This is a genomic window from Alicyclobacillus shizuokensis NBRC 103103 (assembly GCF_001552255.1).
GTDB lineage: Bacteria > Bacillota > Bacilli > Alicyclobacillales > Alicyclobacillaceae > Alicyclobacillus_G > Alicyclobacillus_G shizuokensis.
Genome location: NZ_BCQV01000010.1, coordinates 41,297 through 67,306 on the forward strand (window position 1 = coordinate 41,297; position 26,010 = coordinate 67,306).

At 56.9% G+C, this 26,010-nt stretch carries 30 protein-coding genes and 3 tRNA genes; 29 read left to right on the top strand and 4 right to left on the bottom strand.

The window, feature by feature from the left end:
* Window positions 1-98 precede the first annotated feature (98 nt).
* The 26 genes from ASH01S_RS05510 to ASH01S_RS05640 all read left to right on the top strand — a co-directional run bounded on the left by ASH01S_RS05510 (window position 99) and on the right by ASH01S_RS05640 (window position 24,007).
* Window positions 99-506, top strand: coding sequence for a hypothetical protein (locus ASH01S_RS05510; protein WP_067924835.1), 408 nt, complete (start codon window positions 99-101; stop codon window positions 504-506).
* Window positions 503-922: a hypothetical protein gene (locus ASH01S_RS05515; protein ID WP_067924838.1), complete on the top strand. Its 420-nt coding sequence runs from the start codon at window positions 503-505 to the stop codon at window positions 920-922. The genes ASH01S_RS05510 and ASH01S_RS05515 overlap by 4 nt, the downstream gene beginning before the upstream one ends.
* On the top strand, window positions 922-1,728 hold the full coding sequence (locus ASH01S_RS05520; protein ID WP_067924841.1) for a hypothetical protein: 807 nt from the start codon (window positions 922-924) through the stop codon (window positions 1,726-1,728). The genes ASH01S_RS05515 and ASH01S_RS05520 overlap by 1 nt, the downstream gene beginning before the upstream one ends.
* Window positions 1,729-2,153: 425 nt before the next feature.
* A complete protein-coding gene (locus ASH01S_RS18435) occupies window positions 2,154-2,327 on the top strand; it encodes a hypothetical protein (RefSeq protein ID WP_157067011.1) in 174 nt (57 codons plus the stop codon).
* A gap of 246 nt (window positions 2,328-2,573) precedes the next feature.
* Window positions 2,574-2,915: a hypothetical protein gene (locus tag ASH01S_RS05525; RefSeq protein WP_067924844.1), complete on the top strand. Its 342-nt coding sequence runs from the start codon at window positions 2,574-2,576 to the stop codon at window positions 2,913-2,915.
* Between the two features lie 45 nt (window positions 2,916-2,960).
* Window positions 2,961-3,149 carry a hypothetical protein gene (locus ASH01S_RS05530; protein ID WP_067924847.1) on the top strand — a complete coding sequence of 63 codons (189 nt, stop codon included), beginning with the start codon at window positions 2,961-2,963 and terminating at the stop codon, window positions 3,147-3,149.
* A gap of 40 nt (window positions 3,150-3,189) precedes the next feature.
* Window positions 3,190-3,501, top strand: a complete 312-nt coding sequence (locus ASH01S_RS05535) for an HNH endonuclease (protein WP_306302855.1) — start codon at window positions 3,190-3,192, stop codon at window positions 3,499-3,501.
* 323 nt (window positions 3,502-3,824) lie between these two features.
* A complete protein-coding gene (locus tag ASH01S_RS05545; protein ID WP_067924856.1) occupies window positions 3,825-4,322 on the top strand; it encodes a phage terminase small subunit P27 family in 498 nt (165 codons plus the stop codon).
* 6 nt (window positions 4,323-4,328) lie between these two features.
* The gene (locus tag ASH01S_RS05550; RefSeq protein WP_067924859.1) at window positions 4,329-6,023 is read left to right on the top strand and encodes a terminase large subunit; all 1,695 of its coding nucleotides are present in this window, start codon (window positions 4,329-4,331) and stop codon (window positions 6,021-6,023) included.
* A 217-nt stretch (window positions 6,024-6,240) separates the two neighbouring features.
* On the top strand, window positions 6,241-7,500 hold the full coding sequence (locus tag ASH01S_RS05560) for a phage portal protein (protein WP_373278545.1): 1,260 nt from the start codon (window positions 6,241-6,243) through the stop codon (window positions 7,498-7,500).
* Between the two features lie 367 nt (window positions 7,501-7,867).
* Window positions 7,868-8,497, top strand: a complete 630-nt coding sequence (locus ASH01S_RS19210; protein ID WP_067924935.1) for an HK97 family phage prohead protease — start codon at window positions 7,868-7,870, stop codon at window positions 8,495-8,497.
* A 44-nt stretch (window positions 8,498-8,541) separates the two neighbouring features.
* Complete coding sequence (locus ASH01S_RS05570) at window positions 8,542-9,714, top strand: phage major capsid protein (protein ID WP_067924863.1); 1,173 nt, start codon at window positions 8,542-8,544, stop codon at window positions 9,712-9,714.
* 53 nt (window positions 9,715-9,767) lie between these two features.
* Window positions 9,768-10,058 carry a head-tail connector protein gene (locus tag ASH01S_RS05575; RefSeq protein ID WP_067924866.1) on the top strand — a complete coding sequence of 97 codons (291 nt, stop codon included), beginning with the start codon at window positions 9,768-9,770 and terminating at the stop codon, window positions 10,056-10,058.
* Window positions 10,055-10,393, top strand: coding sequence for a phage head closure protein (locus ASH01S_RS05580; protein ID WP_067924869.1), 339 nt, complete (start codon window positions 10,055-10,057; stop codon window positions 10,391-10,393). The genes ASH01S_RS05575 and ASH01S_RS05580 overlap by 4 nt, the downstream gene beginning before the upstream one ends.
* A complete protein-coding gene (locus tag ASH01S_RS05585) occupies window positions 10,383-10,784 on the top strand; it encodes an HK97-gp10 family putative phage morphogenesis protein (protein WP_067924873.1) in 402 nt (133 codons plus the stop codon). The genes ASH01S_RS05580 and ASH01S_RS05585 overlap by 11 nt, the downstream gene beginning before the upstream one ends.
* Window positions 10,781-11,140, top strand: a complete 360-nt coding sequence (locus tag ASH01S_RS05590; protein ID WP_067924876.1) for a DUF3168 domain-containing protein — start codon at window positions 10,781-10,783, stop codon at window positions 11,138-11,140. The genes ASH01S_RS05585 and ASH01S_RS05590 overlap by 4 nt, the downstream gene beginning before the upstream one ends.
* A 2-nt stretch (window positions 11,141-11,142) precedes the next feature.
* Entirely contained in the window at window positions 11,143-11,715 is a 573-nt protein-coding gene (locus tag ASH01S_RS05595; RefSeq protein ID WP_067924878.1) for a major tail protein, read from the top strand.
* 63 nt (window positions 11,716-11,778) lie between these two features.
* The gene (gpG, locus tag ASH01S_RS05600) at window positions 11,779-12,081 is read left to right on the top strand and encodes a phage tail assembly chaperone G (protein WP_067924881.1); all 303 of its coding nucleotides are present in this window, start codon (window positions 11,779-11,781) and stop codon (window positions 12,079-12,081) included.
* A gap of 181 nt (window positions 12,082-12,262) precedes the next feature.
* Entirely contained in the window at window positions 12,263-17,461 is a 5,199-nt protein-coding gene (locus ASH01S_RS05605; protein WP_067924884.1) for a phage tail tape measure protein, read from the top strand.
* Between the two features lie 48 nt (window positions 17,462-17,509).
* Window positions 17,510-17,845: a hypothetical protein gene (locus ASH01S_RS05610; protein ID WP_067924887.1), complete on the top strand. Its 336-nt coding sequence runs from the start codon at window positions 17,510-17,512 to the stop codon at window positions 17,843-17,845.
* 15 nt (window positions 17,846-17,860) lie between these two features.
* Window positions 17,861-20,911: a glycoside hydrolase family 78 protein gene (locus ASH01S_RS05615; protein WP_067924890.1), complete on the top strand. Its 3,051-nt coding sequence runs from the start codon at window positions 17,861-17,863 to the stop codon at window positions 20,909-20,911.
* A 202-nt stretch (window positions 20,912-21,113) separates the two neighbouring features.
* Window positions 21,114-22,244, top strand: coding sequence for a hypothetical protein (locus ASH01S_RS05620; protein WP_067924893.1), 1,131 nt, complete (start codon window positions 21,114-21,116; stop codon window positions 22,242-22,244).
* Entirely contained in the window at window positions 22,241-22,519 is a 279-nt protein-coding gene (locus tag ASH01S_RS05625; protein ID WP_067924895.1) for a hypothetical protein, read from the top strand. The genes ASH01S_RS05620 and ASH01S_RS05625 overlap by 4 nt, the downstream gene beginning before the upstream one ends.
* A 15-nt stretch (window positions 22,520-22,534) precedes the next feature.
* Entirely contained in the window at window positions 22,535-22,771 is a 237-nt protein-coding gene (locus tag ASH01S_RS05630; protein WP_067924898.1) for a hemolysin XhlA family protein, read from the top strand.
* Between the two features lies 1 nt (window position 22,772).
* Window positions 22,773-23,447: a glucosaminidase domain-containing protein gene (locus ASH01S_RS05635; RefSeq protein WP_067924900.1), complete on the top strand. Its 675-nt coding sequence runs from the start codon at window positions 22,773-22,775 to the stop codon at window positions 23,445-23,447.
* 29 nt (window positions 23,448-23,476) lie between these two features.
* Entirely contained in the window at window positions 23,477-24,007 is a 531-nt protein-coding gene (locus ASH01S_RS05640; RefSeq protein ID WP_067924903.1) for a hypothetical protein, read from the top strand.
* 18 nt (window positions 24,008-24,025) lie between these two features.
* Here the strand turns inward: ASH01S_RS05640 and ASH01S_RS19650 are convergent, their stop codons facing one another.
* Window positions 24,026-24,283, bottom strand: a complete 258-nt coding sequence (locus ASH01S_RS19650) for a helix-turn-helix transcriptional regulator (RefSeq protein ID WP_067924906.1) — start codon at window positions 24,281-24,283, stop codon at window positions 24,026-24,028.
* Between the two features lie 87 nt (window positions 24,284-24,370).
* Between ASH01S_RS19650 and ASH01S_RS17855 the strand changes: the two genes are divergently transcribed.
* Together ASH01S_RS17855 and ASH01S_RS19480 are read left to right on the top strand one after the other, a co-directional pair.
* The gene (locus tag ASH01S_RS17855; protein ID WP_174520719.1) at window positions 24,371-24,721 is read left to right on the top strand and encodes a hypothetical protein; all 351 of its coding nucleotides are present in this window, start codon (window positions 24,371-24,373) and stop codon (window positions 24,719-24,721) included.
* A gap of 31 nt (window positions 24,722-24,752) precedes the next feature.
* Complete coding sequence (locus ASH01S_RS19480; RefSeq protein ID WP_281178197.1) at window positions 24,753-24,875, top strand: hypothetical protein; 123 nt, start codon at window positions 24,753-24,755, stop codon at window positions 24,873-24,875.
* A gap of 105 nt (window positions 24,876-24,980) precedes the next feature.
* Here ASH01S_RS19480 and ASH01S_RS05655 read toward each other — a convergent pair.
* From ASH01S_RS05655 to ASH01S_RS05665, 3 genes are all read right to left on the bottom strand, one after another.
* Window positions 24,981-25,070: transfer RNA gene (locus ASH01S_RS05655), tRNA-Ser, on the bottom strand.
* 47 nt (window positions 25,071-25,117) lie between these two features.
* A tRNA-Gly gene (locus ASH01S_RS05660) sits at window positions 25,118-25,192 on the bottom strand.
* 1 nt (window position 25,193) lies between these two features.
* Window positions 25,194-25,269 (bottom strand) — tRNA-Lys (locus tag ASH01S_RS05665).
* Between the two features lie 173 nt (window positions 25,270-25,442).
* On the opposite strand from ASH01S_RS05665, the gene ASH01S_RS05670 reads away from it, so the two are divergent.
* Complete coding sequence (locus ASH01S_RS05670) at window positions 25,443-25,871, top strand: Hsp20/alpha crystallin family protein (RefSeq protein ID WP_083516849.1); 429 nt, start codon at window positions 25,443-25,445, stop codon at window positions 25,869-25,871.
* Window positions 25,872-26,010 lie beyond the last annotated feature (139 nt).

Genomic DNA, 26,010 nt, shown 5'->3' on the forward strand with positions numbered 1-26,010 from the left:
GCGGTGAAATTTTTTTGAGAAAAATCTCGGCTGTGTGTTGACAAAGAAAACAAAGGGGTGTATATTGTTTTCAAAGAAAACAACCGGAGGCGGTAAAGATGAAGGCGGTAAAGATGAAGCAGGAAGTCATGAAGCGGGCGCATGAGTTAGCGAAGGCGATGGAAGGCGACTATCGGGCGCGGATGGTGATGGCTCTCCGGCAGGCGTGGCGTGAGGCACGGGCTCCGAAGTTCGTGGTACTTCGAGTGAACCATCAGCCGAGCGGAGGTCGCGAGTGGGTGGCACGCATCATGGGGCGGCATCCAAAATACCGTTTCGAGCGCGAGTTCCTTGCTGAGGCAGCACGCGAGTGGTCCGGTAGCGGAAAGACGGGCATCACGGTGTACGAGTTGTCGGACGGGATCTACGAAGTGAACGAGCCGTGGAAGGGACGTAGATTCGTCGAGGTTGCGAACGGTGAAGTTCGAATTCTGAAGGCTGAGGAAGTTCTAGAAAGGGTGGCATGATGGAACGACTCGTCGGAGTGAAGGAAGCTGGGGATCTACTGGGATGGAGTCGGCAGAAGGCGTCAGTGTACTGGCAGCGGAGGAAGTTTCCCGACCCCATTCAGATACTCTCCGCCACTCCTGTGTGGACCGAGCAGCAGATCATCGATTATGCGGAGGAGGAGTTAGGGATGAGCATATGGCGCGCGGAGAAGCGTATCGACCTGGGCGAGTATGGGGAGTTCGACGTAGAATTCATCCGCTGTGAGCCGGACGAAGGATGGGTGGCGAGGGCAGAGTATGTCGGGGTGTGGCATCGGCCAGAAGGAGAGCCTGTACGAGCGGTGATTGACGCTCAGTTCATGGACCCGGTCGAAGACGATGTTGACGCGGTCCTGAACGCTGGATGGGATCTGTGGACGGTGGAGGAAGAGTAGTGGCCACGAAACGAGGAAGCGCGCGGCTGGATCAGTCTCTGGCCGCGCTGAAAGAATTGGCGTCGCAGCTAGGATACTGGCCGTCAAAGGAGCAGTGGGACGAATACGCGTCAGTGCATGGCCTGCTACGGTATATGTCCATGTACTACCACATCCGGAAGTCGTGGAACACCCTTCGTGATGAGATGGGGTTCTCTCCGCGCGAGGTCACGTACACGAAGGAAGACTGTATCCGCGCGCTCCAGGAGGCTGCGAAAGTCGCGCCTCTCCTCTCGCAAGATGCATATGAGGCATGGCAGACCCAGCACCCCGAGTATCCGACGCTGGAGCAGGTGAAGCGGCGGCTCGGCGGCACCTGGAACCGAGCGAAGGAGCGAGCCGGACTGCCAACCGTAGATCCCGCGCGTGAGGGATGGTCGGACGAGGAACTGCGCGCGTCGTTGCTGGCGTGCTCAGCATTCTATGGGCTGAAGTTCAGCGAGCAGGACTACGTCGAGTGGCGGGAGAAGCATCCTGATCGGCCTCACATCGAGACCATTCGCGCGCGTTTCGGCGGCATGGCCCAGGCGAAAAAAGCGTTAGGGCTCGATGCGTATGAAGTAGGACCGCCAACCGAGTACACGGATGCGCAGATCCTTTCGTATCTGCTGCGCTTTCTGCGAGAGCAGATCAGCCTGGATGCCTACCTGCAGTGGCGGGAGGTGAATGGAGGGCCGTCCATGACTCCGATCCGGGAACGGTTTGGAGGGTATGAAGAAGCGTTGAGACGGTCGCTGGAACTGTACCTGTGGAAAGGCCGTAACTGAGATTCGTGCGTTTTTGGTGCGCTTTTCGTGCGCTTTCCTTGCGAAAATGGCGGGGAAATCGGCGCTATACTGGGGGCAAGCCAAGCTATACCCTCGGGAGGCCGAACATGCCAAAGCCAGCGCCGTTCTACCACGTGAGCCAGTCGGATTACGCGCGTAGGACGGCGCGAGACCCTGCATCTATCGTGGCGGCGAAAGATGCTCGGGAACGTGCCAGGCAGCGCCGGAGGGAGCCGACGCGCGAGGATCGTAAGCCTCGCCCTTCCGGCGGTGCTTAGGCAATGCCGAGGTACCAAAAATCTGTATGTATTTTAGTTTGTTGCAGCCATCGGAGTTACGTTCCCCCTATCTTGTGGATGAACTAGACACATGGGCGGCCTTCGTGCCGCCGACTTTTATTTTCGCAACGAAAGGCGGAACGAGCCGTGATCAAGAATCTCAGAGGTTACGTCGAAATGGGATTCCAAAAGACGATGGCGGACGCCCAAGACATCCAACAAGCTCGCCAAGAGCAGGACGAGCGTTTTAACGCTGCGAGGCGACGCATGTCCGAATGGGACAAGAACACCCGATTGATTCAGAGAAAACAACAGCTTTGAGGACCCACGCCAATAGGCGTTGTCCATATCTCTTTATTCGACCGTGCCCGCGCGAAAAATCTCCAGCCTCCCGAAAGCGACAGCAACGTGGCCACCTGCCGGCGGGCAAACCGACAGGAAGGCTGTCCCTACCTTTTTCCGTCGAGCGCCACCCGGCGGTAAGGCTGGAGCTGGTGGGCCGCGCGGGGATACATAGCAGGAATTTTCCTCCCCTTGCAGAATTGGGTGAGTGGGGAGGGTGATATGATGAGAAACTTTGTTTCGTTGACAACGTTTATTCAGGAAATGTCGTTGTTGGTGGACGCAGGTCAAGTTCGCTCAATCGAGGAAGTTGAATCGCATATTGCGAAGAAAGATTTGATGGAGTGGCTTGAAACGGAATTTCCGTTTTCCAGCGAGGTTGGCGTTGACCTGAGTTTGTTCAAGAAACCCGAACGGGATTTGATACATAACGGATTATATGAATGGTTGATGGGATACCAGGGGCAGGAACGAAGAAAATGGGGTATCGAGAATAACGGGCTGTGCCTATTGATATCATGGACCACCGAATTGGTCCGGGATGAGTTCAGAAAGTTGGGCGCCTAATACCCGCTTCGGCGGGTTTTTCTTTTTGGGGAGGCGATGAATGACATGGAGCCGATTCAACTGTACGCATCCATCCCACAGATCCAGAGCGCCATCAAGGTGGGCGGCGACGGATCCGGGAGGATACAGTTCGATGTGCCGGCCAGTGAAATGGCGGCCTTGCTGAGGCTGGTCGCGTTCGCGCCGGGCAAGCTGCTCAGGCTGACGGTGGAAGTGCAGGACGATGCCAGCTAGACCGAAGCGGCCATGTATGCACCCGGGATGCCCTGAGCTGGTGGAGGGCGGATATTGCGAACGACATCAGCCGAAGCGTGAGCGCAATGCCGAATATGACCGCGAGCGTGGCACCGCACATCAGCGTGGGTACGGAGCGCGGTGGAGAAAGGCACGGTTGGCGTTCCTGCGTGAGCATCCGTGGTGTGTCATGTGCGAGCGGGAAGGCAGGCTGCGGGCGGCAGAAGTCGTGGACCATATCGTGCCGCACAAGGGAGACTACGAGAGGTTCTGGGACCAGAGCAACTGGCAGCCATTATGTATACGCCACCATAACGCCAAGACGGCGAGGGAGGATATGGGAGCATGGTAGCAACCGCTAAGGTAAAGCTGATGAAAGGTATGTTGCGGTTGGCCGGATCGCCCGCCTGGCGTGCGGATATGTATGAGGCGTTGTGCGAGCTTGCAACACGCCTGAAAGAAATAGGGGTACCGGAAGACATACGTCGAGAGGTTATCTGGCCTCATGTGGAGTCTATGTTTGACGCATGCACTCAGCGGGTTGTGGCCGAGCGAAAGCAGAGGGTCGCTGCGAAGGGGTAGGGGGTAGGAAAAAGCTGGCGCTCGCGCCGGAGACCGCCGGGGTGGGTCGTCTTCGCACAAACTTCGTTTTTTGACGTAAAAGGGGGTGGTCACATGGGCCGGAAGGCTATTCCGATTGAGCTGCAACTGATCAATGGCAACAAGAATCGGCTAACGAAATCAGAGATTGAAGCTCGCCGGTCTGCGGAACAACGCTTGAAGCCCAGGGCCGACCGCATAAGACCGCCCGCATGGTTGAGTCCGGTGGCAAAGCGGGAGTTCAAACGCATTGTCAAAGAGATGGATGGTCTGGACGTGCTGACCAACGTCGACGTGGATGCACTGGCCTTGTATTGTGACGCTTACGCGGCCTACGTCGAGTGCACGCGGATTATCGAGGACGAAGGCCTAATGGTCGAGTACACCAACAAGGCGGCTGAGACGAACAAAGTTCCGCACCCGCTACTCACGAAGAAGAAGCAACTGGCCGAGCAGATGAAGGCCCTGGCTACAGAAATGGGTCTGACGCCCGCGTCCCGCACCAAGCTGGCCATGTCCAAAGAGGAGCCCAAAGAGCCAACGGAGTTCGAGCGCATGTTTGGCGACGTGTGATAGCTCATGTCTCTGCGGGAATGGATAATTGACTACGCACAGGGCTGCTTGGACGGGCAGGTGGTGGCATGCCAAAAGCACAAATGGGCCGCGCAACGGTTCTTGCGCGACATCGAACGGGAAGGCACAGACGCCTTTCCGTTTGTGTTTGACGACGCAAAAGCGGCTCGTTTTCTGTTCTGGATGAGTCAGTTTCGGCATACCAAGGGCAAGCTCCAGGGCCAGCGCATCGATCCGCATCCAATTCAGGTTTTCGTATTCGCGAACATCTACGGTTGGGTACATCGGGACACTGGATTGCGCCGATTCCGAAAGGCCTATTGGCAGGTGGGACGGAAGAACGCGAAGTCTCAGAGCCTGGCCTGTGTCGGCTCCTATGAGGCGATGGCCATGGGAGAGAACATGTCAGAGGTCTACGTGGGTGCAACGAAGGCCGAACAGAGCCGCATCGTGTGGAACGAGATCAAAGCTCAATTGGCTGGGTGCGCTGACCTCAAAGGAAAGTATCGGGTGGCCTATGGAAAGATTGAGCATCCGAAAAGCGGGTCATTCATTGCGGCCTTATCGAAAGATGCCGGCAAAACAGGTGACGGTCTGAACGTACAGTGCGGAATCATAGACGAGTACCATGCTCATGAAACAAGCGAGATCTATGACGTGCTGGTATCTGGCACCGGGGCTCGATCGCAGCCGCTCATGGTCATCATTACGACGGCAGGTTTTGACTTGAGCCACCCATGCTATTCGGTCGAGTACCGGTATGTCTCGCAGATTCTGGACCCTGACTCGCCTATCGAGAACGACGAGTATTTCGTGATGGTCAACGAACTCGACAAGGACGATGACATCAAGGACGAGACGGTCTGGGAGAAAGCAAACCCCATCCTATGCTCATACGAGGAGGGGCGGGCATTCCTGCGCAATGAACTGAAAGCGGCGCTGGACGTGCCGGAGAAGATGCGTAACTTCCTCACGAAGAACATGAACATCTGGGTCGACCAGAAAGACAACGGCTACATGCCGCTGGACAAATGGCGCGCCTGCGGGACGGATGAAACGCTGGACCTAGGCGGGCGCGAGTGCTATGTCGGCGTGGACCTTTCGACCAAGATCGACCTTACCAGTGTGGCGTTCGAGTTTCCGTTGGGAGATGGCCGATATGTGGTCAAGCATCACTCGTTCATGCCAGAGGATACCATGGCGGCGAAGCGTCGCACTGATAAGGTGCCCTATGACCTGTGGGTGCAACAGGGCTGGATAACCGCGACGGACGGGGCCGTGGTCGACTACCGCTACATCCAGGCGTACATCCGGGAGATGGAGCGCAAGCACGGCTGGGTCATCAAAGAGATCTGCTATGACCCATACAACGCCACGCAGTTTGCGCAGGAGATGGAGGCGGAGGGATATGTGATGGTCGAAATTCGACAGGGCGTCCGGACGCTTAGCGAACCGACAAAGAACCTGCGCGAGCTAGTGCTATCTGGCCGAATTGTACATGACAACGACCCGGTACTGACCTGGGCGATGAGCAACGCGGTCGAGCGTGCGGACCACAATGGCAACATCATGCTGGACAAGGCGCATTCGACGGAGCGCATTGACCCGGTGGCCGCGCTCATTAACGCGCATGTACGGGCCATGCGGGTGGAAGAGGTCGACCTGAACGCGCACATTCTGAGCGACGACTTTAGCTTTTGAGGGGGTGTAGACATGCGGGTCCTACGCGCATTACTGACGTTCTTCACCCTCTTCGGAGATGACATACTCGCCATTGCGGGCCTGGCAATCGTCTGCCGGGCCACATTTATGCTCAGTAATGTGGCTGGATGGTATGTGATTGGCGCTATTTTGTGCATTTTGGCCGTAATTTGGTCGAAAAACGTGCCAAAACCGCCGCAAAGGGGGTGAAAAGTGAGTGTTTTTGAGCTCTGCACTTGAAAAACGGGGCCTGATGGATGTTTCCGACCTGACCAATCCAGCGGATTGGCTCATCTCTATCTTTGGCGGCGAGCCAACGTATAGCGGCGAGCGGATCACAGCAGACTCGGCCTTGATGAACTCGAACGTGTATGCATGCGCGTCCATTCTCGGTGGCGACATCGGAAAGCTGCCCATTCAGATTTTCAAGCAGAGCCGTGGAAGTCTGTCGAAGGATATCGAACACCCTGTGGCGCAGCTCCTGGGATCAAGGCCGAACCCGTACATGTCGGCCTACACATTCAAGGAACTCATAATGCTGCACCTAGTGGCCTGGGGCAACGCATATGCGGCGATTGATTGGGGATTTGACGGCCGGCCGACGGCATTATGGCCGCTAGACCCGGCCGCAACGGATGTCGTGCTGGATCCAGTGACCGGAGACCTCTGGTACACGACGGTCATCCCAACCGGGGAGATGCGCAAGCTGGCGTGGCATGACGTGTTTCACCTCAAGTATCCGGGCAAGAGTGGCCTGAAAGGTATCTCGCCTATCTCGGTCCTGCGTGAGGAGTTGGGTGCGCAGCAGGCGGCGAAGAAGTTTGCCGGCGCATTCTGGGCAAACGGAACGGCGAGCCGTGGCGTGTTGAAGGTGCCGGCGGCGTTGAAAAAAGAAGCCAAGGACAAGGCTCGTGAGGAATGGCAAAAGCTCAACAGTGGTCTGACAAACGCTCATAAGATCGCCATCCTTGACGGTGGCATCGAATACCAGAGCATCAGCATGCCGCTGGAGGATGCCCAATTCATTGAGCAGCAGAAGTTCGGGGTGCTTGAGGTCGCGAAGGTCTATAAGATCCCAGCGCACAAGCTGAACCAACTCGACCGTGCGACGTTCAGTAACATCGAACAGCAGAGCCTGGACTATGTGAAGAACACCCTGCAGCCCATCGTGACCCAATGGGAGCAGGAGATTAACTACAAGCTATTCTCGCCATCGGAGCAGAAGCGATACTATGCCAAGTTCAATCTCACATCGGAGCTGCGCGGAGACGCGGCAAGTCGGGCTGCCTACTACAAGTCCATGTGGGAAGTAGGCGCCTATTCTATCAACGACATCCGCGCCCTTGAGGAGCAGGACGGCATCGGTCCGGACGGGGACAAGCACTTTGTTCCGCTCAACTACGTTCCAGTTGGGTTGATTGAAGAGGTATTGGGCTCACACGGCGGAAAGGCTGCGGCCGCGAAAGGAGGTGAGTGAAATGCCAGCGATCCCGGTACACCATACGCCGGTGGATACGGAGTCGTCCTTTGATGGGCCTGCTGCAAAGGCAAACATCCCGAATGACGCCGACGAGGCTACGCTGCGCAAAGCGTTTGCCTGGGTGGATCCGCAGGGCAATCCGGATACAAAGGCAGCGTACAAGTTCATCCACCATAACGTCAGCGACGATGGGGAGGTGGGTGATGCCAACTACCGAGCTTGCGTGTCCTGCATTGCGGTGCTCAACGGTGCGCGTGGGGGAGCCAACATCCCGGATGCGGATCGCCATGGCGTTTACGAGCATCTGGCCGCGCATATCCGAGATGCGGGATTGGAGCCGCCCCCACTTCGAAGTCGGTCCGAACTGCAAACAGACCGCGAGGTGCGCATCCTGCATGCTCCCGTGGAGTTGCGAGCGGCCGGCGACGGCGGAGAGTTCATCGAGGGATATGCGCTGAAGTTTGAGCGTTGGTCTGAGGTGTTTGGGTGGCTCGTTCCGTTTCGGGAGATCATCAGTCCGACCGCGCTGGATGAGGCGGATATGTCGAACGTCGTGGCGCTGTTCAACCACGATGCGAACATGCCACTAGCGCGGAATACGGTATCATCTGGACCCGGTCAGCTGCAGCTATCCGTGGACAACATTGGCCTGCGATTCAAGCTGCTTCCGACCGATACGACATATGCCAAGGATCTGATGACCAATGTGCGTTCCGGAGTGGTGAACCAGTGTTCTTTCGCCTTCTCCATCGCAGATGATGGGGACGAGGTGAGTTACAACGAGGACCTGGGCATCTATGAGCGCCGCATCAATCGCTTCGAGCGCATCTACGACATCTCTGTAGTCACCTCTCCGGCGTACCCGGACACCGAAGCCGTCGTCGGGCAGCGGAGCCGAGAAAAGCTACAAGAGTTGGAACTTGCTCGGCGCCGTCCGAAGGTTGACGAGGAACGCGAAAAACTCAGGCTGGAACTGGACCTGCTGGAAATCTGACAGGTCTTTTTTCATGCGCCAAAACCTCTGAAGGAGCTGATCAAATGGATCCCAAAGAACGCGAACTGCGGCAGCAACTCGCCGCGAAGTTGGAAGAAGCCAGGTCGCTGTTGGATGAAGGTAAGCTGGAAGAGGCGCGGGCGGCGAAGGACGCCGCCGCGGCACTGAAAGAGCAGATTGACACGTTGGAGGAGTTGCGCGGTCTGGAAGATGCCGCGAAGCATGGCGTTGAGCCGCCGGCAGCGCCTGCTATCATCTCTCCCCAGGCTCGCAAGGACGATCCCGAGGCGGAGTATCGCAACGCCTACCTGAAATGGATGCGCGGCAAGCCCATGAGCGCTGAGGAGCGCTCGGTGCTTGAGTCGCGCGCGATGAGCGAGGGCAGCCAGCAGGACGGCGGGTACATTGTGCCCCAGGACATCCAGACCCAGATCAACCAGTTCAAGCGCCAGCTGGTATCACTGGAGACGTTTGTCCGTACTGAGACGGTGACGACGAACAGTGGCTCCCGGGTGCTTGAGAAACTGGCTGACATCACGCCGTTCTCCCAGCTGACGGAGGCTCAAAACATCGGCGACATGGGCAATCCGCAGTTCCAGACGCTCACGTATTCGATCAAGGATTACGGCGGCATCCTGCCAATCACCAACCAACTGTTGGCCGATACCGACCAGAACCTAATGGCATATGTGGCGAACTGGATCGCGAAGAAGTCCACGACCACGCGGAACACGCAGATCATCAATCTGCTCAAGACGTTCACGGCGAAGACGCTGGCGAGCGCGGACGATATCAAGAAAGTGCTGAACGTCGATCTGGATCCGGACCTGGCGGCCGGCGCCGTCATCATCACCAACCAGGACGCCTACAACTGGCTGGATGAGCAGAAGGACTCGACTGGCCGGTATCTGATCCAGCCCGATCCGACGCAGCCGAGCCGCAAGATGCTGTTCGGTGTGCCCATCACGGTGGTCGCCAATCGCCTGCTTCCGTCGGATACCACAAGCGGCGTTGTCGCGCCGGTCTTCATCGGCAACCTGCAGGAGGCCATCGTGCTGTTCGACCGCCAGCAGCTGTCTATTGCGTCCACCAACGTTGGCGCCGGCGCGTTCGAGACGAACCAGACCAAGGTCCGCGCCATCGAGCGGTTTGACATCAAGCCGTTCGACACCGGCGCTGCGTTCTATTGCTCGTTGACCGTACAGGCGGCTTCCTGAACTGACTGGCGCGTCCATCGCGGCGCGCCTCTTTCATCCGGGGGTGAGGTGATGTGATCACCCTAGACGACGCTAAGACCTTTCTCCGCGTAGATGGAACCGATGATGATGCGCTGATCCAGTCGCTCATTGATGCATCAGTGGAATACCTGGCGAACGCCACCGGCAGCAACGTGGACATGTCGTCCAAAGTCTACGACCTCGCGCAGAAGATTCTTGTGGTCCACTGGTATGAGAACCGGGAGCCTGTAGGGCAAGCGAACGTGTTGGCCTATAGCTTGGAGAGCATGATCATGCAGCTCCGCTATACGGCTCCCGATCCCGTGGACGGTGGTAGCACATGAGCGGCGTTGCAGACTACCGCCACCGCATCACGATACAGCAGCAGGTCACAGTGACCGACGACGAGGGCTTCACGACGACCACATGGCAGGATGTGGCGACTGTTTGGGCCGCCGTGGAGCCCATGAACGCCCGCTGGCGGGTTTTCTATGAGGCTGCGGCAGTCAATGCCGAGCGCGACACCCTTATCCGCATCCGCTACCGCCCGGGTGTCACACAAGATATGCGCGTCGTCTACGGACAGCGCGTGTTTTCGATCCGACTTGTGGTCGACCCGGAGGAGCGGCACCGAGAGATCCAACTCATGTGTCGGGAGGTGGTGGACGGTGGGAACTGACCTGCGTCTTGACGGTATGGACAGCCTAATGGCGCGTCTGAACGCGCTGGGGCAAGCGGCCAATAAAGTGGCGAATCAGGCACTCAATGAGGCCGCGGAGCCGCTTGCCGAGGCCATGCGGAACAACGTCCATGTCTCTACCGTGGAGCACCAGCATATCCGCGATGATATCCAGACCAGCCGCGTGAAGACGTCCGGCACCATGCGGTACGTGGAGGTCGGTCCCGGAAAAGAAACAGCCTGGCGCGCAAAGTTTCTGGAGTTTGGTCATGCCACAGTAGACGGCGGTCAGGTGCCAGCATATCCCTTCGTGGAGCCGGCCATCCGCGAGGCCCGAGACGAAGTGTTCGAGCGGTTGGCAGAGTCGCTGAGAAGGGGGCTCGGGTTGTGATCGACGTGAAGCCTGAGGTCTACCAGACATTGGTTAGCGACGATCAGTTGACATCGCTTCTCGGAGGCAAGCATGTCTATCAGATCACTGCTCCTGACGCTACGGTGTTTCCGCGTATCACTTTTTTTGAGGTGAACAATCTCGATGCTAACTACGCCAATGATGGGCCCACCTCGGCGCGTGTGAGCCTGCAAGTAGATGTCTGGAGCAAGACCAACTATTCAGCCATTGTCCAGCGAGTGAACGAGGTCATGGAGTCGCTGGGGTTCATCCGGTACTACTCCACTGACTTATACGAGCCGGACACATCTGTCTATCACAAGGCGTTGCGATACCAGATTTCTAAGGAGGTTTGAAGATGGGAGTTTTAGTTGGCCTGGACAATCTGCATTATGCGATTATCTCCAAGGATGACGAAACGGGCGTCGAGTATGGCGAGGTAAAGTCTGTAGGAAAATCCGTGAGCGCATCAATCCAACCGAAGTCGAACAGCGCTACGCTGTACGCGGATGACGGGCCGGCGGAGACGGCTACGTCACTTGGCGAGATCCAGGTTGATTTGGAGGTCGCGTCCCTACCGACCAGCGTGGTTGCGGACTTGCTCGGCGCAACGGTTGGCTCTGATGGTGTGTTGATTCAGAAGAGCACGGATAATGCGCCGTATGTCGCCATTGGGTTTCGCTCGAAGAAGAGCAATGGAAAGTACCGTTATGTCTGGTTACTCAAAGGGAAGTTTGCACCGCTCCAGGAGGACTATAAGACGCAAGAGGACTCACCGTCTTTCCAGACAGAGAAGATTTCTGGGACCTTTATCCGTAGGGATTACGATAACGCCTGGCAGGTCAGAGGTGACGAGGACGATCCGACGTTCACTGGTGGCCCGACCTGGTTCAATGCGGTCTACCAGCCGCCAACTGGATCGGGTTCATGAGGTTTAACAGTGTAATTCGGGGGACGGGATATGCCCGTCCCCTTTTAGTTTGGGAGGTTCGATATGGACATTAAATTGCTGGTAAACGGCGAGCGCAAGACATATACCGTTCCTTTCGTGAAGGCTCGTATGTTGCGCCGGGCTCTGGAACTGGCTGAACGGTTACAAGGGCGTGATGACAACAGCATCACATTGGATGAACTCGATATGATGGCCGATTTTGTAGTGGAGCTGTTTAATGGGCAGTTCACGCGGGACGACCTGTATGAAGGGTTGCCGGCAAATGAGTTGGTGCCGACAGTAGCCAAGTACATGCAACTTGCTGTCGGAGGTAAAGACCCAAACGGAGTGAAGGGGCGCAGTTAGAGCGCCCCTTGGATACCATTAAACGTCTATATATCGACCTGCTCAAGCAAGGATGGACGCTACCTGAGATCGATGACATGGACATCCATTGGTTTTTTGAGCTCATGGAATTTCGGACCCATAAACCTGAGCCTATGGGCTATATAGACCAGATACCCGGATTGTAGAGGGAGGTGAGAACGTGCCAAACGAAGAGATCGGTAATCTGGTTGCCAAAGTGTCCATGGACTCTATGGGCTTCCAAGAAGGCGTGGCCCAGCTTCGGCGCCAACTAAGCGTCGTAAAGAGTGAGTTTAAGGCTGCGGCCGCCAACTTGGGAGAGTTTGGGACGGAGACAGATAAGCTCCGGTTGCAGACCGAATCTCTGACCAAGCAGATCGAGATTCAGCGCGGGATCGTACAAACCCTGGAACAAGCCTATGCAAAATCTGCAGCCGAGAAGGGTGAAGATGCCAAGCAGACCCAGCAGTTGGCCATCAAGTTGAATAATGCGCGCGCTGCGCTGGGAGAAATGGAGTCCGAACTGCGGCAGGCAAATTCACAGATCGAGCAGCAGGCGTCGGGCATGGGAAAGCTGGGCACTGCCATGGAGCAGACCCGCTCAAGGCTGGCCTCGTTGGGCGCTATCGTCAAGACAAGCCTAGTCTGGGGCGCTGTTTATGAAGGCATCAATGCTGTCACGGGCGGTCTAAAGGGAATCATCACGACTTCGATGGACTTCGAGTCGGAGATGAGTAAGGTCAAGGCTCTATCCGGCGCAACGGGTGATCAATTTGAGCAGCTTCGACAGACAGCGATCAAGCTGGGCGCCGATTCGGTGTTCAGCGCGAGCCAGGCTGCGCAGGGCATGACGAACCTGGCTGCAGCTGGATTCAATGCGCAGCAAATCATTGATGCCATGCCGGGCATCTTGAATGCTGCAGCGGCGGCTGGCGAGGATTTTGCATCGGTCAGCGACATCATGATCAGCGCCATGAACGACTTCGGTTTGAAAGCCAATGACATGAGCCATATTGCGGATGACCTTGCAGCCGCAGCAAATGCATCCTCAATCTCTATTAGCGACATTGGAGTCTCGCTCAAGTATGTCGGCCCTGTAGCGCATTCGGCTGGATTGAGCCTTGAAGAAATATCGGCAGCCCTCGCCATTCTCGGAAATAACGGCATTAAGGCCGATACGGCCGGTACCTCTCTGCGCATGGGTTTGCAGCGCTTGGTCAGCCCTCCGAAGGCGGCAGCAGAAGAATTGGACAACCTGGGAGTCAAGGTGACGGATACGTCTGGCAAGATGTTGCCGTTGTCTACGATCATCGGCCAGTTGCATGACAAGTTCCAGGGAATGAGCCAGAGTCAGAGGCTTGCCGCGGCGTCGGCCATTTTCGGCGCGGAATCTATGTCTGCTTGGTTGACGCTGATTGATAAGGGCTCCGGCCAGCTGGACAAGCTGACCAATTCATTTGTGCATAGCAATGGCGCTGCGAAGCAAATGGCCGATACCATGAACGACAATCTCAAAGGCTCCATTCAGCAGATGGAGGGCGCCTTTGAGTCGCTGTCTATCAAGATTGGCCAAGCTGTGACGCCGGCACTGCGCACGGTGATTGATGGCATCACTCGTGTGGTGCAGTCACTGACCAATGGTAGTGCGCTCAAGGGACTCTTTCCACCGGAACTTATAACATCTGTTCAGTACTTCGGAAAGGAAATTAAGGAGTCCTTTGGCTTGCTCAAGAACGCCCTGGGCGACGGCAAGCTAGGCAAACAGGTGTATGACTTTTTTGCCCCATTCCAGTCGCTTGGGTCAGTGGCGGCTAAGGTTATCGAGGACATAGGTTCAGGCATCTATGCAATGACCAGTCTTTTGACCGGTGACAAGGCTGGGTTTGAACACATCATGGACGCACTGGGCGTACCTCCTGCAGTGCAACAAAGCATGGAGAACGAGATGAGCCTTCTTAAACAGGCTTATCAAGTTGTGATGCCTGCGTTCAAACAGATTGCTCAACAGATTGTGACATTCTTCAAAAACAACTGGCCAGAGATAGCGGCTGCTGTGAAAAACGCCATGCAGGTCATCGACTCGGTCATGAACTTGTTGTGGCCGGTTATCAAAGTAGTGGTAATCGGTACATTGAAGACGATCATGGACATGATCAAAGAAGCCACAAATATGTGGATGGACACCATCAAAATCTTCGCCGACCTATTCACAGGCAACTGGTCTGGTCTCTGGCACGATATCACCGACCTCCTGAAAAATGCTTTGGGGCTGGCCTGGAATCTCTTCTCGTTCTGGATTGGCGGCAAGATACTGGGCCTATTAAAAGCATTCGCACCAGCTCTGAAGGCGCCATTCAAGGCGGCGATGGACGGCCTCTCTGATGTCGCGAGTTCCGCGCTTTCCGGTATACGCAATCTATTTGGCAAAGCTTTTGATTGGGTAGTGAACAACACAGTCGGCCGCGTAAAGTCTTTAGTATCTGGTATCAGCGACCGTCTGAGCGGAATGCGCGATACAGTGAGCAGTGCGCTCGACCATGTCAAAAGTGCATTTAGCAGCGCGTGGTCAGCTGTTTATAACAACACCATAGGCCGTGTAAAGACCCTTGTAAGTTCCATCCAGAGTCGACTGGGAAGCTTACCGAGCGTGGTATCCAGCCTGTTCGGAAAGATACGAGATGCTGGAGTGAGCGCGTTTGAAAAGCTTGTCAGCTCAGCAAGCTCGCGCATAAGCTCGCTGCGTTCTACCGTGCAGAGCCGTATAAACAGCTTGCTCTCATATATCGCGGGTCTGCCGGGGAAAATGGCGAGTTACGGGAGCAAGATGATCAGCTCGCTGGTCAGCGGGTTCAAGAGTATCCATATCCCGCTGCCGCATTTCAGCTTTGGTGAAGGCCACCGGAAAATCGCCGGCATCAACGTTCCATACCCAACGGTGAGCGTCAACTGGTATGCGACAGGTGGCATCTTCAACCAGCCGTCTGTCATCGGCGTAGGCGAAGCGGGACCAGAGGCTGTGGTGCCACTGTCGAAGCTTCCGGATCTCCTCGCTCAGGCGATGCAAAAAGCGTTTCAAGGCGGAAAGACCGGCGTCGATGTTCTCAGCATGCTGTTTTCCGGCGGTGAGACCGGCGCCGGGCAGTGGGGGCGCAACTTAGCTTCTATGCTGGCCCAAGGGCTGCAGTCGCAGACCGGGGTGCTGGCTAACGCGGCAAACGCGGCGGCCACGGCCATCGAGGACTACCTGGGTTGGCACTCACCGACGCGGAAAGGCCCCGGTAAGACATCAGACCAGTGGGGCTCGAATCTCACCAAGACGATAGCCAGCGGGATATCGAAGAGCAAGTCTTCGGCATCGAAGGCGGCTAAAGATGTCGCGCAGGCCTTGATTGACGGTCTAAAAAGCAAGGTGGCGCCATATGAGCAGACCATTAACCAGCTCAAGGCCAAGCTGAAATTCGATCAGAACCAAGGCAACACGGCTGCCGCGACAAAGGACGCCTCGCAGCTGGCCAGCGCCTATCAGCAGGCGATCAGCAAGATTCAGTCCGCCATGAAGTCCGTGAACGCGGAGATCAAGAAGTTGAACCCCAAGACGCATGCCAGCGATATTGAGAAGCTAAAGAAGCAGTATGCCGCATGGGGAGCAGAAGTCTATAAGGACAAAGACGCGCTGCATGCGTTGAAGGCAGAAGCGCAAACTGATGTCGCTCAGAATCTGCTCAACAAAGTAGAGTCCAATATGGACTCCGTACAGAAGCAAATCGACATCCTGCAGGCGGAGAAACAGTATCTTTCTGATTCTGGCAAGAGCATTTCTGGCGTAGATAAGTCAATCGCCGGTGAGTATCAGAAAGAGATCAAAACCATCCAGTCGTCCATTAAATCGCTCCAATCTGAGTTGAAGAAACTCGATCCGAAAACGCAGGGAGACCTCGTCAAACAGGTCAAAGACAAGATTGCGGATCTCAATGCCCAACTCTGGCAGACCAAGGACGCTCTGGCCCAGCTGCAGCAACAGTCCATCCAAAACACGGTAACGAACCTGCTCAACAAAGCTGACACGAATCTGGCTCCCCTGCAGCAGCAGCTGAACGTGCTGCAAGCCGAGCAGCAGTATCTGTCGGATGCTGGAAAAGACACTTCTTCCATAGCCAAGCAGATTGGGAACGTGTACAACCAGGAGATCAAGTCTATCCAGTCGTCCATTCAGTCACTGCAGGCCGAGCTAAAGAAACTCAATCCGAAAACGCAGGCGGATTTGGTGCAGCAGGTCAAACAGAAAATCGCCGACTTGAACTCGGAGCTTTGGCAGACTAAGGACGCGCTTGTGCAGATTAACGCGCAAGCGGCCAACGCATTCAAGACGGCGACAGACCTTGATCTGCAGGCCATCAGCACGGCTCTACAAAGCAAGCTGGACGCCTTTGACCAGGCCACCCAAGCTATGGACGCGCAGTTCCAAGCGCAGCTGGCGGCGCTGCAGCAGGAGCAGACGCAGGACGACCGGGCCAACCAGCAGAAGCAGTGGGACGAGCAGATGGCCGACCTGCAGCATCAGCTGGCCGTGGCGCAGATGATGAACGATCCAGAGACCGTGAAACAGGTCCAAGCTCAAATCGATGATCTGAACCAGCAGATCGCGGACCAACAAAAACAATGGGCCATCCAGGACCAGGAGCAAGCCATTCAGCTGCAACAGCAGCAGTATGACCAGCAGCGCGCGCTTATGCGCGACGAGATGGAACAGGAGATCCAACTGGAGCAGCAGAAATTCCAGGCCCTGCAAACGCAGTTGGTACAGGCCATCCAGACCGGGCAACTGACGTTGGCCCAGGCCAACGCGGCGTGGCTCCAGGCGATCAAGGACACCGGAGATCAGGCCATCCAGCTGCAGATCCAAGCCCAGGCGGAGAGCCAGGATGAACTCAATAGCTGGGTACAGAGCTACGTGGACGTGGGGGAGAAATACGGTCAGGGACTGGCGCAGGGGCTGGTGGCCGGGCTGAACTCCATGCTCGGGGCGGTGCAGGCTGCGGCGGCGAAGTTGGCCAGCGCGGCGTCGGCGGCGATTGGCGCTGGGAAGGCTGCCGTTGCCACGGCGACCGCGAGCCTCAAAGTGCCTGCCATGGCTAGTGGTGGCATTCTGACCGGGCCGACGCTGGCGCTCGCTGGTGAAGCGGGTCCGGAGGCTGTGCTGCCGCTCAACGACTCTACGCTGGGCCGACTGGCCGCGGCCATTGTGGCGCAGATGGGCGGCGCGCGCGGCGGCCAGCAGCAGCCGATCAACATCGACGTCCATATTGGAAATGATGTGGTTGCTTCGTATGTATGGGACTATGGCTTGCAGCAAACGGTAGAGCGGCAGCGCAAGGGATGAGGGTGTCCATGCATTGGACGCCCTTTCTCATTTCGGAGGTGATGAAGTGTGGCAGACTCAACACCCATCCAAGCCGTGAAGTGGCTCGCCCAACTCCAAGGCGGAGGAAAGTTGTCCGGCGGCCAGGGCGATCCCAGCGATGTTAACGTCTCGGCGGTGCCTGTGCCGCTGATCCTGCTGTTCACCGTGTCGGGCACCCAATCGTCGGACACGCTGTATCTGACGAACAGCCAGGAACAGTGGTATCGGGACGGAAAGCCGTTCACGCCGACTTTCCCACTGGTGTACACCCTGGCAGATGGTAGTACGCTCACCATCACGCGTAACAGTGACACGTCCGGAGACCTGACGATCACGCAGGAAGCGCAGCAGGAGCAGCAGTGAGGAGGAGGGCAGCATATGGCAGTCATCGCGCAATTCGTGCCGAAGGACCCAGCGGCTCTCAGCCAGCAGGATGACGGTTCTTTCGTCAGCGACAACGGAGAGATCCGGGCGACCTTCACGAAGGACACGACTGGCCAGAACGTGGTGGAGTTCGAGGCGCAGGGCTATACGGTCCGCTGGATTCCGCGCGAGGTGAAGTACATCGACCCGAACACTGGCATCGAAGACATCATCGTCTCCGCCGACCAGACGAGCGACCTGTTCGTGCTCCGCGACTACCACGCGCGCTACGACCGCCACTTCCCTGACGTGGAAGAGTGGTTCCGGGTAGAGGCGGGGCAGCTCAAGCACTACTTCTCGCTGCGAGGCGACCAGCGGCCGCCGCTGCCCATCTTGGACCAGCCCTATCTCGCTGTCGGTGGCGTGCTGGAGTACGATCCCTCTCTATCCGTGCGCGGCCCTCTTGGAATGATCATGTCCGGGGCGTTCACGTCGAGCGACTCCATTTCCCTGGTGGATGAGACGGGGCGTGAGGTGTTCAGCCTGCCCGCCATCGTAGCCTGGGACCAGAGCAGTCCGGCGCAGACGCAGCGTGGGACGTTCTTTGTGGAGGAAGTCGGGCAGGGGCGGCTGGAGTTTTCGATTGGCGTTCCTTACTCTTGGCTTTCATCGGACACCGTGAGTTACCCTGTCATCGTGGACCCGACGGTGATTGTGTCGAGTACGTACGACATAAGCGGCAACGGCGGCAGGAAGATTGTAAGGTTGAGCAATGGGTGGATTGTGGCGGCAGCTCGGAATACTTCTTCCGGATATGTTTATCTATTTGCAAGTCGAGACAACGGGCAGACATGGAGTCAGTTATGTTGGTTGGATCAGGGGAGTACAAGTGTAGTCAGCTATGCGATAGATGCTTTTGGAACTCAAGTTTATGCAGTCGTATGGATAGTAGGAAGCCAAAGTATATACTTTTATGCGCTGAATGCGAGTTCCGTATCCAATCAAGCGATCTCCTATCTATCGCACATCGATCCAGGTAATGCTGATCAAGGGATATCGCTCATCGTGGATGACGCAGGTGATATCCACCTAGCTTTTGCATCGCGTTTATCAACCGTGAGTCTAAATGTAAGCAATATAGGCTATACAAAGTCTACAGATGGAGGTCACACATGGCAGGCCATCACAGCTATATCGTCGGACAATTCTTCCGGCATGGCGAATCAAAATCCATGCGTGAACATCATCGATGAAGATAAACCTGTGATTGTTTGGCTACACTCTCAAGCAACGACATACTACAGCATCCAATGCGCGGTCTATGATGGGCAATCATGGACTAGAACTAGTATCTTTGTTAATTCCTTCGCTCAGTCCAATCCCTGTGCTGTCGTGGATAGCCACGGAGACATCTACTTGATGTGGATATACTCAAGCCAGACAACGAGATGGACAAAATCGTCAGATAGAGGAAAAACATGGTCAACGGTAGCGCAGATCAGTTCTAAGGAGCAGCTATCCCAAAACATCTCTGTGGCTGTCCGAGCGGACGATACTGTGGACGCGTTTTGGGAAGGAACACTCGTCGGCGATTCAATAATATATCGGCGGATCATTCATGCCTATCTACCCGCAGGTTCAACGTCTTGGAGTAATCCCACGGTGACGAACAGTCAGTCGACAAACACGGGGTCTCCGCAGACCGTGATGCGCAGTACAGATGCTATCCGGTACATGTGGAAGGATACAGGCGCGCAAGCTATCGCCTATGATTACATCCAGCTCAACTCGCCACCCAACGCACCAATCCTGACGCCGCATGCCAACTTCGACGCGACGCTGGCAAACACCTTCGGATGGACTTTCAGCGATCCCGACCCCAGCGACAGTCAGTCCGCCTACGAACTCCAGATCATGGACGTGGCGACCGGGCAGACGATCCTGGACACCGGGAAGGTGGCGAGCACGGCTCAGTCCTACACACTGCCCGCCAACACGCTCACCAACGGCAAGCAGTACCAATGGCGCGTCACGACCTGGGACCAAGCTGGGATGCAAGGACCGTGGAGCAGCTACGGTACGTTCGAGACGGCGCCGGCGCCGTCTGTCGAGGTTACAGCGCCTACAGCTGGGGGAACGGTCGGAACGTCGAGCCTCACAGCGCAGTGGTCCTACTCTGACCCGGCCAACAACCCGCAGTCTACGTATCAGGTGACGCTCCAGGATGCCAACGGCACCACGCTGTGGGACAGCGGCCAACAGCCCGACCCGCAGGGCATGGCGAGGGCGTTGACCATCGGCTACACGCTGGCCAACGATACCAACTATCAGATCCAAGTAACCGTCACCAACAGCAAAGGCGTTTCGGCTGCATCGGCTGTGGTGGCGTTCTCGGTGAGCTACACACCGCCTGCCGCGCCGGAACTCACGGTGACTCCGCAGGACGGTTTCCTTCGTCTGACCATCACGAACCCTGCACCACAAGGTTCTCAGCCGGACGTGACGTACAACGACATCTATCGGCGCGAGGCAGGGACGACGAACTGGGTGCGCATCGCGACCAACATCCCAAGCAGCGGTGCCTATGACGACTACGCCGTGGCGAGCGGGAAGCAGTACGACTACAAGGTCACCGCCATCGGCGCCAATGGCACAACGGCGGATAGTGCTCCGGCCAGCGTATCCATCACGCTGTCCGGTGTCTGGCTGCACGACCCGCTGGACGCTCCAGGAACCATCCGACGCTTCCGACTGCGCGATCAGCAGCGGACGCTCCAGACGCAGTACACCCAGACGATGGTGGCGTTCGAGGGTCGGAGCTTGCCTGTCGCGGATATCTCCGACCAGAAGACGCAGCAGGTGCAGGTGACGGTCAACTGCAGAACAGATACCGATGACCTGGCCGCACTCTACGCGCTCATCGACCGCCAGACCACGCTGCTCTATCGCGACAGCCGCGGGCGCAAGGTGTACGGTGTAGTGTCGGCTATCCCGGAGACGGAGGACTGGTGGGGCAGTTCGGTGCAGCTGACGGTGCAGGCGGTGTCGTTTGATGAGTCCGTGTGAAAGGAAGGCCATGTCGATGCGCTTATGCTCGGTCCCAGGATGCAACAAACCTCATCAAGCCAGAGGTTATTGCTCTGGTCATTATACGCGGTGGAAAAGACACGGGGATCCTGCTGCGGACGTGCCAATGCAGCGCAGCATTCCATCTCAAAGATTGTGCGCCGAGTAGCTTGGACGCACGTCTCCTAGGGAGGCGGTGTGAATGCAGCCTCTGGTACCGCAGGGGAGTCCGTACACAGCAGACCAAGTGCGAGCCGCCTTGCACGCCGTCCATGGCAGCAGGCGGCTTTCGTATACGTTCGACCTACTGGACAGCAACGACAACATCATCCGCGACATCACGAACCTAGTGGTGGCGGAGCAAAGCAGCATCAAGATGGACAACCAAGCCGACGACATTAAGCGGAGTGCCACGTTCAACATCAAGGACGACGGCACCATCGACTGGTTACGGGATCGTATCCGCCCATGGGCGCGGCTCCAGATGCCTGACGGCGGATTTGTGAAGTGGCCACTCGGCATCTTCCTTCCGGTGGCGCCAGGGCGGAGCTACCAAGGGCCTTCGAGATACCGAGAAGTCACGGCCTACGACAAGATGTACATTCTCAAGCAGTCTGGCCCTAACGCGCGATATGTGGTCGATGAAGGAACCAACATCGCCGGCGCCGTCGTCACAGTCCTGCAGAACCTCGGCATCGACAAAATCAACATCGCTCCGTGCGAAAAGACGATGCCCACCTGGTATGACTGGACGCCGGATGTAGCCTGGCTCGACGTGTGCAATACCCTGCTCAAAATCATCAACTACGAGCCCCTGTTCGTCGATGAGCAGGGGTATTTCACATCGCGCCCTGCCACCACGCCGCAACAGCGGGCTGAGGAGTATGTCTACGCGACCGATGAATGGAGCGTAATTGCCACCGGCGCCACAGACACGCTGGACTACTTCAGCGTGCCGAACCAGTGGGTTGGCATCGTCAGTGAGCCGGACAAGGTAGTGTTGACCTACACCTATACGAACGACAACCCGTCCAGCCCGACGAGTACCGTCAGCCGTGGCGGTCTCATCATCCGCAAGACAATCAACGTGGACGCGGCCGACCTCGACAGCCTCCAGGGCATCGTCGAACAGCAGGCGTATACGGATAGCCAGGTGGCTCGGCAGGTAACGTTCTCAACGCTCGCCATGCCGATCCACTCCTACAACGATGTCTATCACCTGACGCACGCCAAGCTCGGGATCGACGGGAAGTATCAGGAGCTTTCCTGGGAGATGCCGCTGAAAGGCGGGGCTGAGATGAGCCATACGGTGCAGGAGGTGATCTCCGTATGAACCCGGATACCCTGCTACAGATCATCCGCAATGAGGTGAAGCGCGCCCAGGGCGGCAGTGACCGAAAACCTCCCCCCGCGGCCTTCGCGCTGGGTACTATCGACCCGGCTTATACCGCCGATGCCGGCCGGCCAAAGGTGGTGGTGGATGGTGACACCGTGCCAGCGGGCCCATATCCGTACCTATCGTCGTATACGCCCGCCGCCAATGACCGGGTGCTGATGGCCCGGGTGGGAGTGGCCGGCAAGTTTGTGATCTTGGGAAGCATCGTTTGAGTAGGTGGTGAGAGGGTGGAACAGATACCGGGGTGGGCGCAAGACATCCGGGAGCGCGTTGTGCGCATTGAGACGATATTGACGCAGTACGACATGGCGAAAGTCGAAACCACACATGCCAAGGTAGAGGCGAACGAAAAACGCATCGAGCGACTGGAAGCCAATCAGACATGGCTCTGGCGGACAGTCATAGGGGCGCTCATCACCGGCGGTGTTGGGGCGCTTTTTATTTTGGCCAGAGGAGGCGTGTGACATGCAGCCCAAAGATTTTATCGCTCTGGTTGCACCATCGGCTGTGGCCTTTTTTCGTGCGCACAAAATCAGCGCGGCGCTCATCATAGCCCAGGCCGCTCTGGAGAGTGGCTGGGGGAAGTATGCACCTGGAAACAACCTTTTCGGGATCAAAGCGGATTCGTCGTGGCATGGACCCGTGGTAACAGAAACCACTACGGAGTACATTGGCGGCCGCTCCGAAAACACACAGGCCAAGTTTCGCGCGTATCCCTCTCTGGGTGACAGCATCCAGGACCACGGACAGTTCCTGCTCGCCAACTCTCGTTATCACAACCTGATAGGTGCGGAGTGGCGGACTGCGTGCGAGCTCATCCAGAAAGATGGGTATGCCACAGACCCTCAGTACGCTCAGAAGCTCATCGCTGTCATTGAGCAGTACAAGCTCTACCAATATGATTCACAGGCCGCGCAGGCCGCAAAAGGAGGTGAGGAAGACGTGCAGGTACCGACTCTGCAACAGGGCGTAACTGGTCACACCAACGCTGTGAAGGCCGTACAGGCCATCGTGGGTGTGAAGACTGACGGCGTATTTGGCCCAGTGACCAAGACGGCCGTGCAAAAGTGGCAATCTGCGCATGGGCTGACGGCGGACGGAATCGTGGGTCCGCAGACGTGGGGCAAGATGTTGGCCTAATCACAAATCAAAGAGGAGAGTGTTGAAATATGGATTTCAGTTGGATTTCCGCGGCCAATGATCTGGTAACAGCTATCGTGACTGTGGCAGGTTCGGTCGGCGGTTACATTGCGGCTCACAAGCGTGGTTGGATCTCCGCATCGATCCAGGCTGTGGCGGTCGAAGGTAAGCGTATCGTCACGGATGCCGAGAAGATAGCAGAGGGGCTTGCTGAGTTTGTTCCCGGCGCCCAGACCGTGGAAGAAAAGTTGAAGCAAGAGGTTGAGGAACTGACGGCCAAGGCCCGGCAGACGGAGCTGTACCATGTCGCCGCCGTGGGGTTGCATGCGTTTGGCACGACACTGGATGCGCTGAGTGAAGACCAGAAGAAAGCACTGGAATTCGACATCGCATCCAAGGTCCCTGGCGCCACGCCGCAGGAGATTGCGGCCGCGCTGGACTTTGTGCAGCGTGAGGCGACTGCGGCGGCGAGTACGCCACTCTATACGGCGGCCAATGCCTTCACGCAGGCGCAACAGGCGCCGGCGCAGCCTCAACAGCAATCCCAGCAGTCGGCCTAAATCGGATGCGGTCGGGCATCATGCCCGGCCGTTTTCCGCTTCATCCAGCGGCCACAGTTCTTCCACAGTCGCACCTAAAGCCCGCGCGATCTTCTGACCAATAATGACATCGGGAAGCCGTTTCCCATTTACATATAGACTAAATGTACTCGATGTAACCCCGACGATTTTTGATATATGGGCCTGTTTTAAGCCGCTCTCCATTATTCGCTGTTTGAGTCGCGTCCGATGCACATTCTCATCTCCAAAAAAAATTATACCGCAATCGCGAAACATCTAGTGAGCGTTTGCATATACTGTACCATCCTAACACACAGGGGTGGTCGAAAGTGGTCGAACAGTGCGGATTGGATGGCGGTTGTCATGCATAGCAGGGAAACGGTCTGGTACATCTGCCGGCGGTACATGCGTGGCGACAAGGCAACGGAGCGCTATTACAAGCGGGAACTTCTGACCTCGGACTCGTATAGGAATCTGGACAGCCTATACTGGTCAACCGAACGTCCGATTACGCGCCGAACATGGCGCAAGGCACAATGTGAGGGCTACAAGTGTGACACGTACACCGTCTATCTGCCGCCACTCGAAGTGATTCCGTTCCCGGAAGGCGGTGATCAGAGTGGGTATGGCAGAACTGCACCGCAGGCTAGGCGAGGTGGCGGGCAGGTTGTTGGACTTCTGCGCCACAGACTGCGTCGATCCATGGGCGTGTAACACCTGCCCAATATGGGAGGCGCGGAGGGATTTGGAGCGCATAGGTATAGGGGTGTACCTGCCGGAGACAATGGTGACGTTGGAGCCGGAGGAAGAGCAGGCGTTGGCAGAGGCAAGGCAGGTGCTGACGGTGATTAGGGGTGGGAGGCAATAAAATATTTCGAGAAACGAAGGTTAGCAATTCGTTTGCAAATCGCAGCAGGCACGAAAAAGCGGCTCCCCGGGAGAAGCCGGGAAGCCGCGCCACGACTAGAATTCTTGGCGGAGAGGGTGGGATTCGAACCCACGGTGCCCTTGCGGACACGGCGGTTTTCAAGACCGCTGCCTTAAACCACTCGACCACCTCTCCGAGTAGAAAAAGAGAGGCCTATTCACGACGGCCTCCCCGACATGACCTGGAGCGGAAGACGGGATTCGAACCCGCGACCCTCGCCTTGGCAAGGCGATGCTCTACCCCTGAGCCACTTCCGCATGGTGAGCCATGCTGGACTCGAACCAGCGACACCCTGATTAAAAGTCAGGTGCTCTACCAACTGAGCTAATGGCTCGCGTCCGACCTCAGTACCTCGCCGACGCGTAAAAGAATATATCATATCCCCACTCCAAGCGCAAGCTAAAGTCCAACGCCGCTGACGTCTACGTACAAGCAGTCGTTTGGCCTGTGGCAGAGGCTGATACAAAAGTCAAGATCAAGGCACACTATGCTGTGGAGGTGGAAAACATGGCGCTCGTGCCACAAGACCCTTTTGAGTTGTTTCAACGGTGGGGATCATGGCTGCCGTCATGGTCGGATCGCGTCTGGAACCCAGGGTGGTTGAGCGGACAGCCGCGGGTGGACGTTCATGAAGATGAGCAGAATGTTCTTGTCAGTGCAGAATTGCCGGGGCTCAAAAGTCCTGAAGACGTGCGCATCACGGTGCGCGACCAGCGGCTGTACTTGGAAGGCCATTTTCAAGAGGAGGCTGAGCACCGGGACCATCACGCTCACCGGACGGAGCGTTACTACGGCCGCTTCACACGTGTGATTCCACTGCCCGTTCCGGTTCGTGAGACCGCCGCCGAGGCTACCTATCAAAACGGCATCCTGAAGATCCGATTGCCGAAAGCGGACGATATCGATGGTAAGCGGATCGATGTGCAATTTCAATAAGTTACCTGACAGGGGCGAACCAAGTTCGCCCCGCTGGCATGGTCGAAAAAATTGGTTGGCAAGCCCTTGCGCGATCCGTATTCGCCGTGTTATTTTATTGCATGTCGCTGCGTGGTGTGGGACAGAGCGCGGGCGTCAA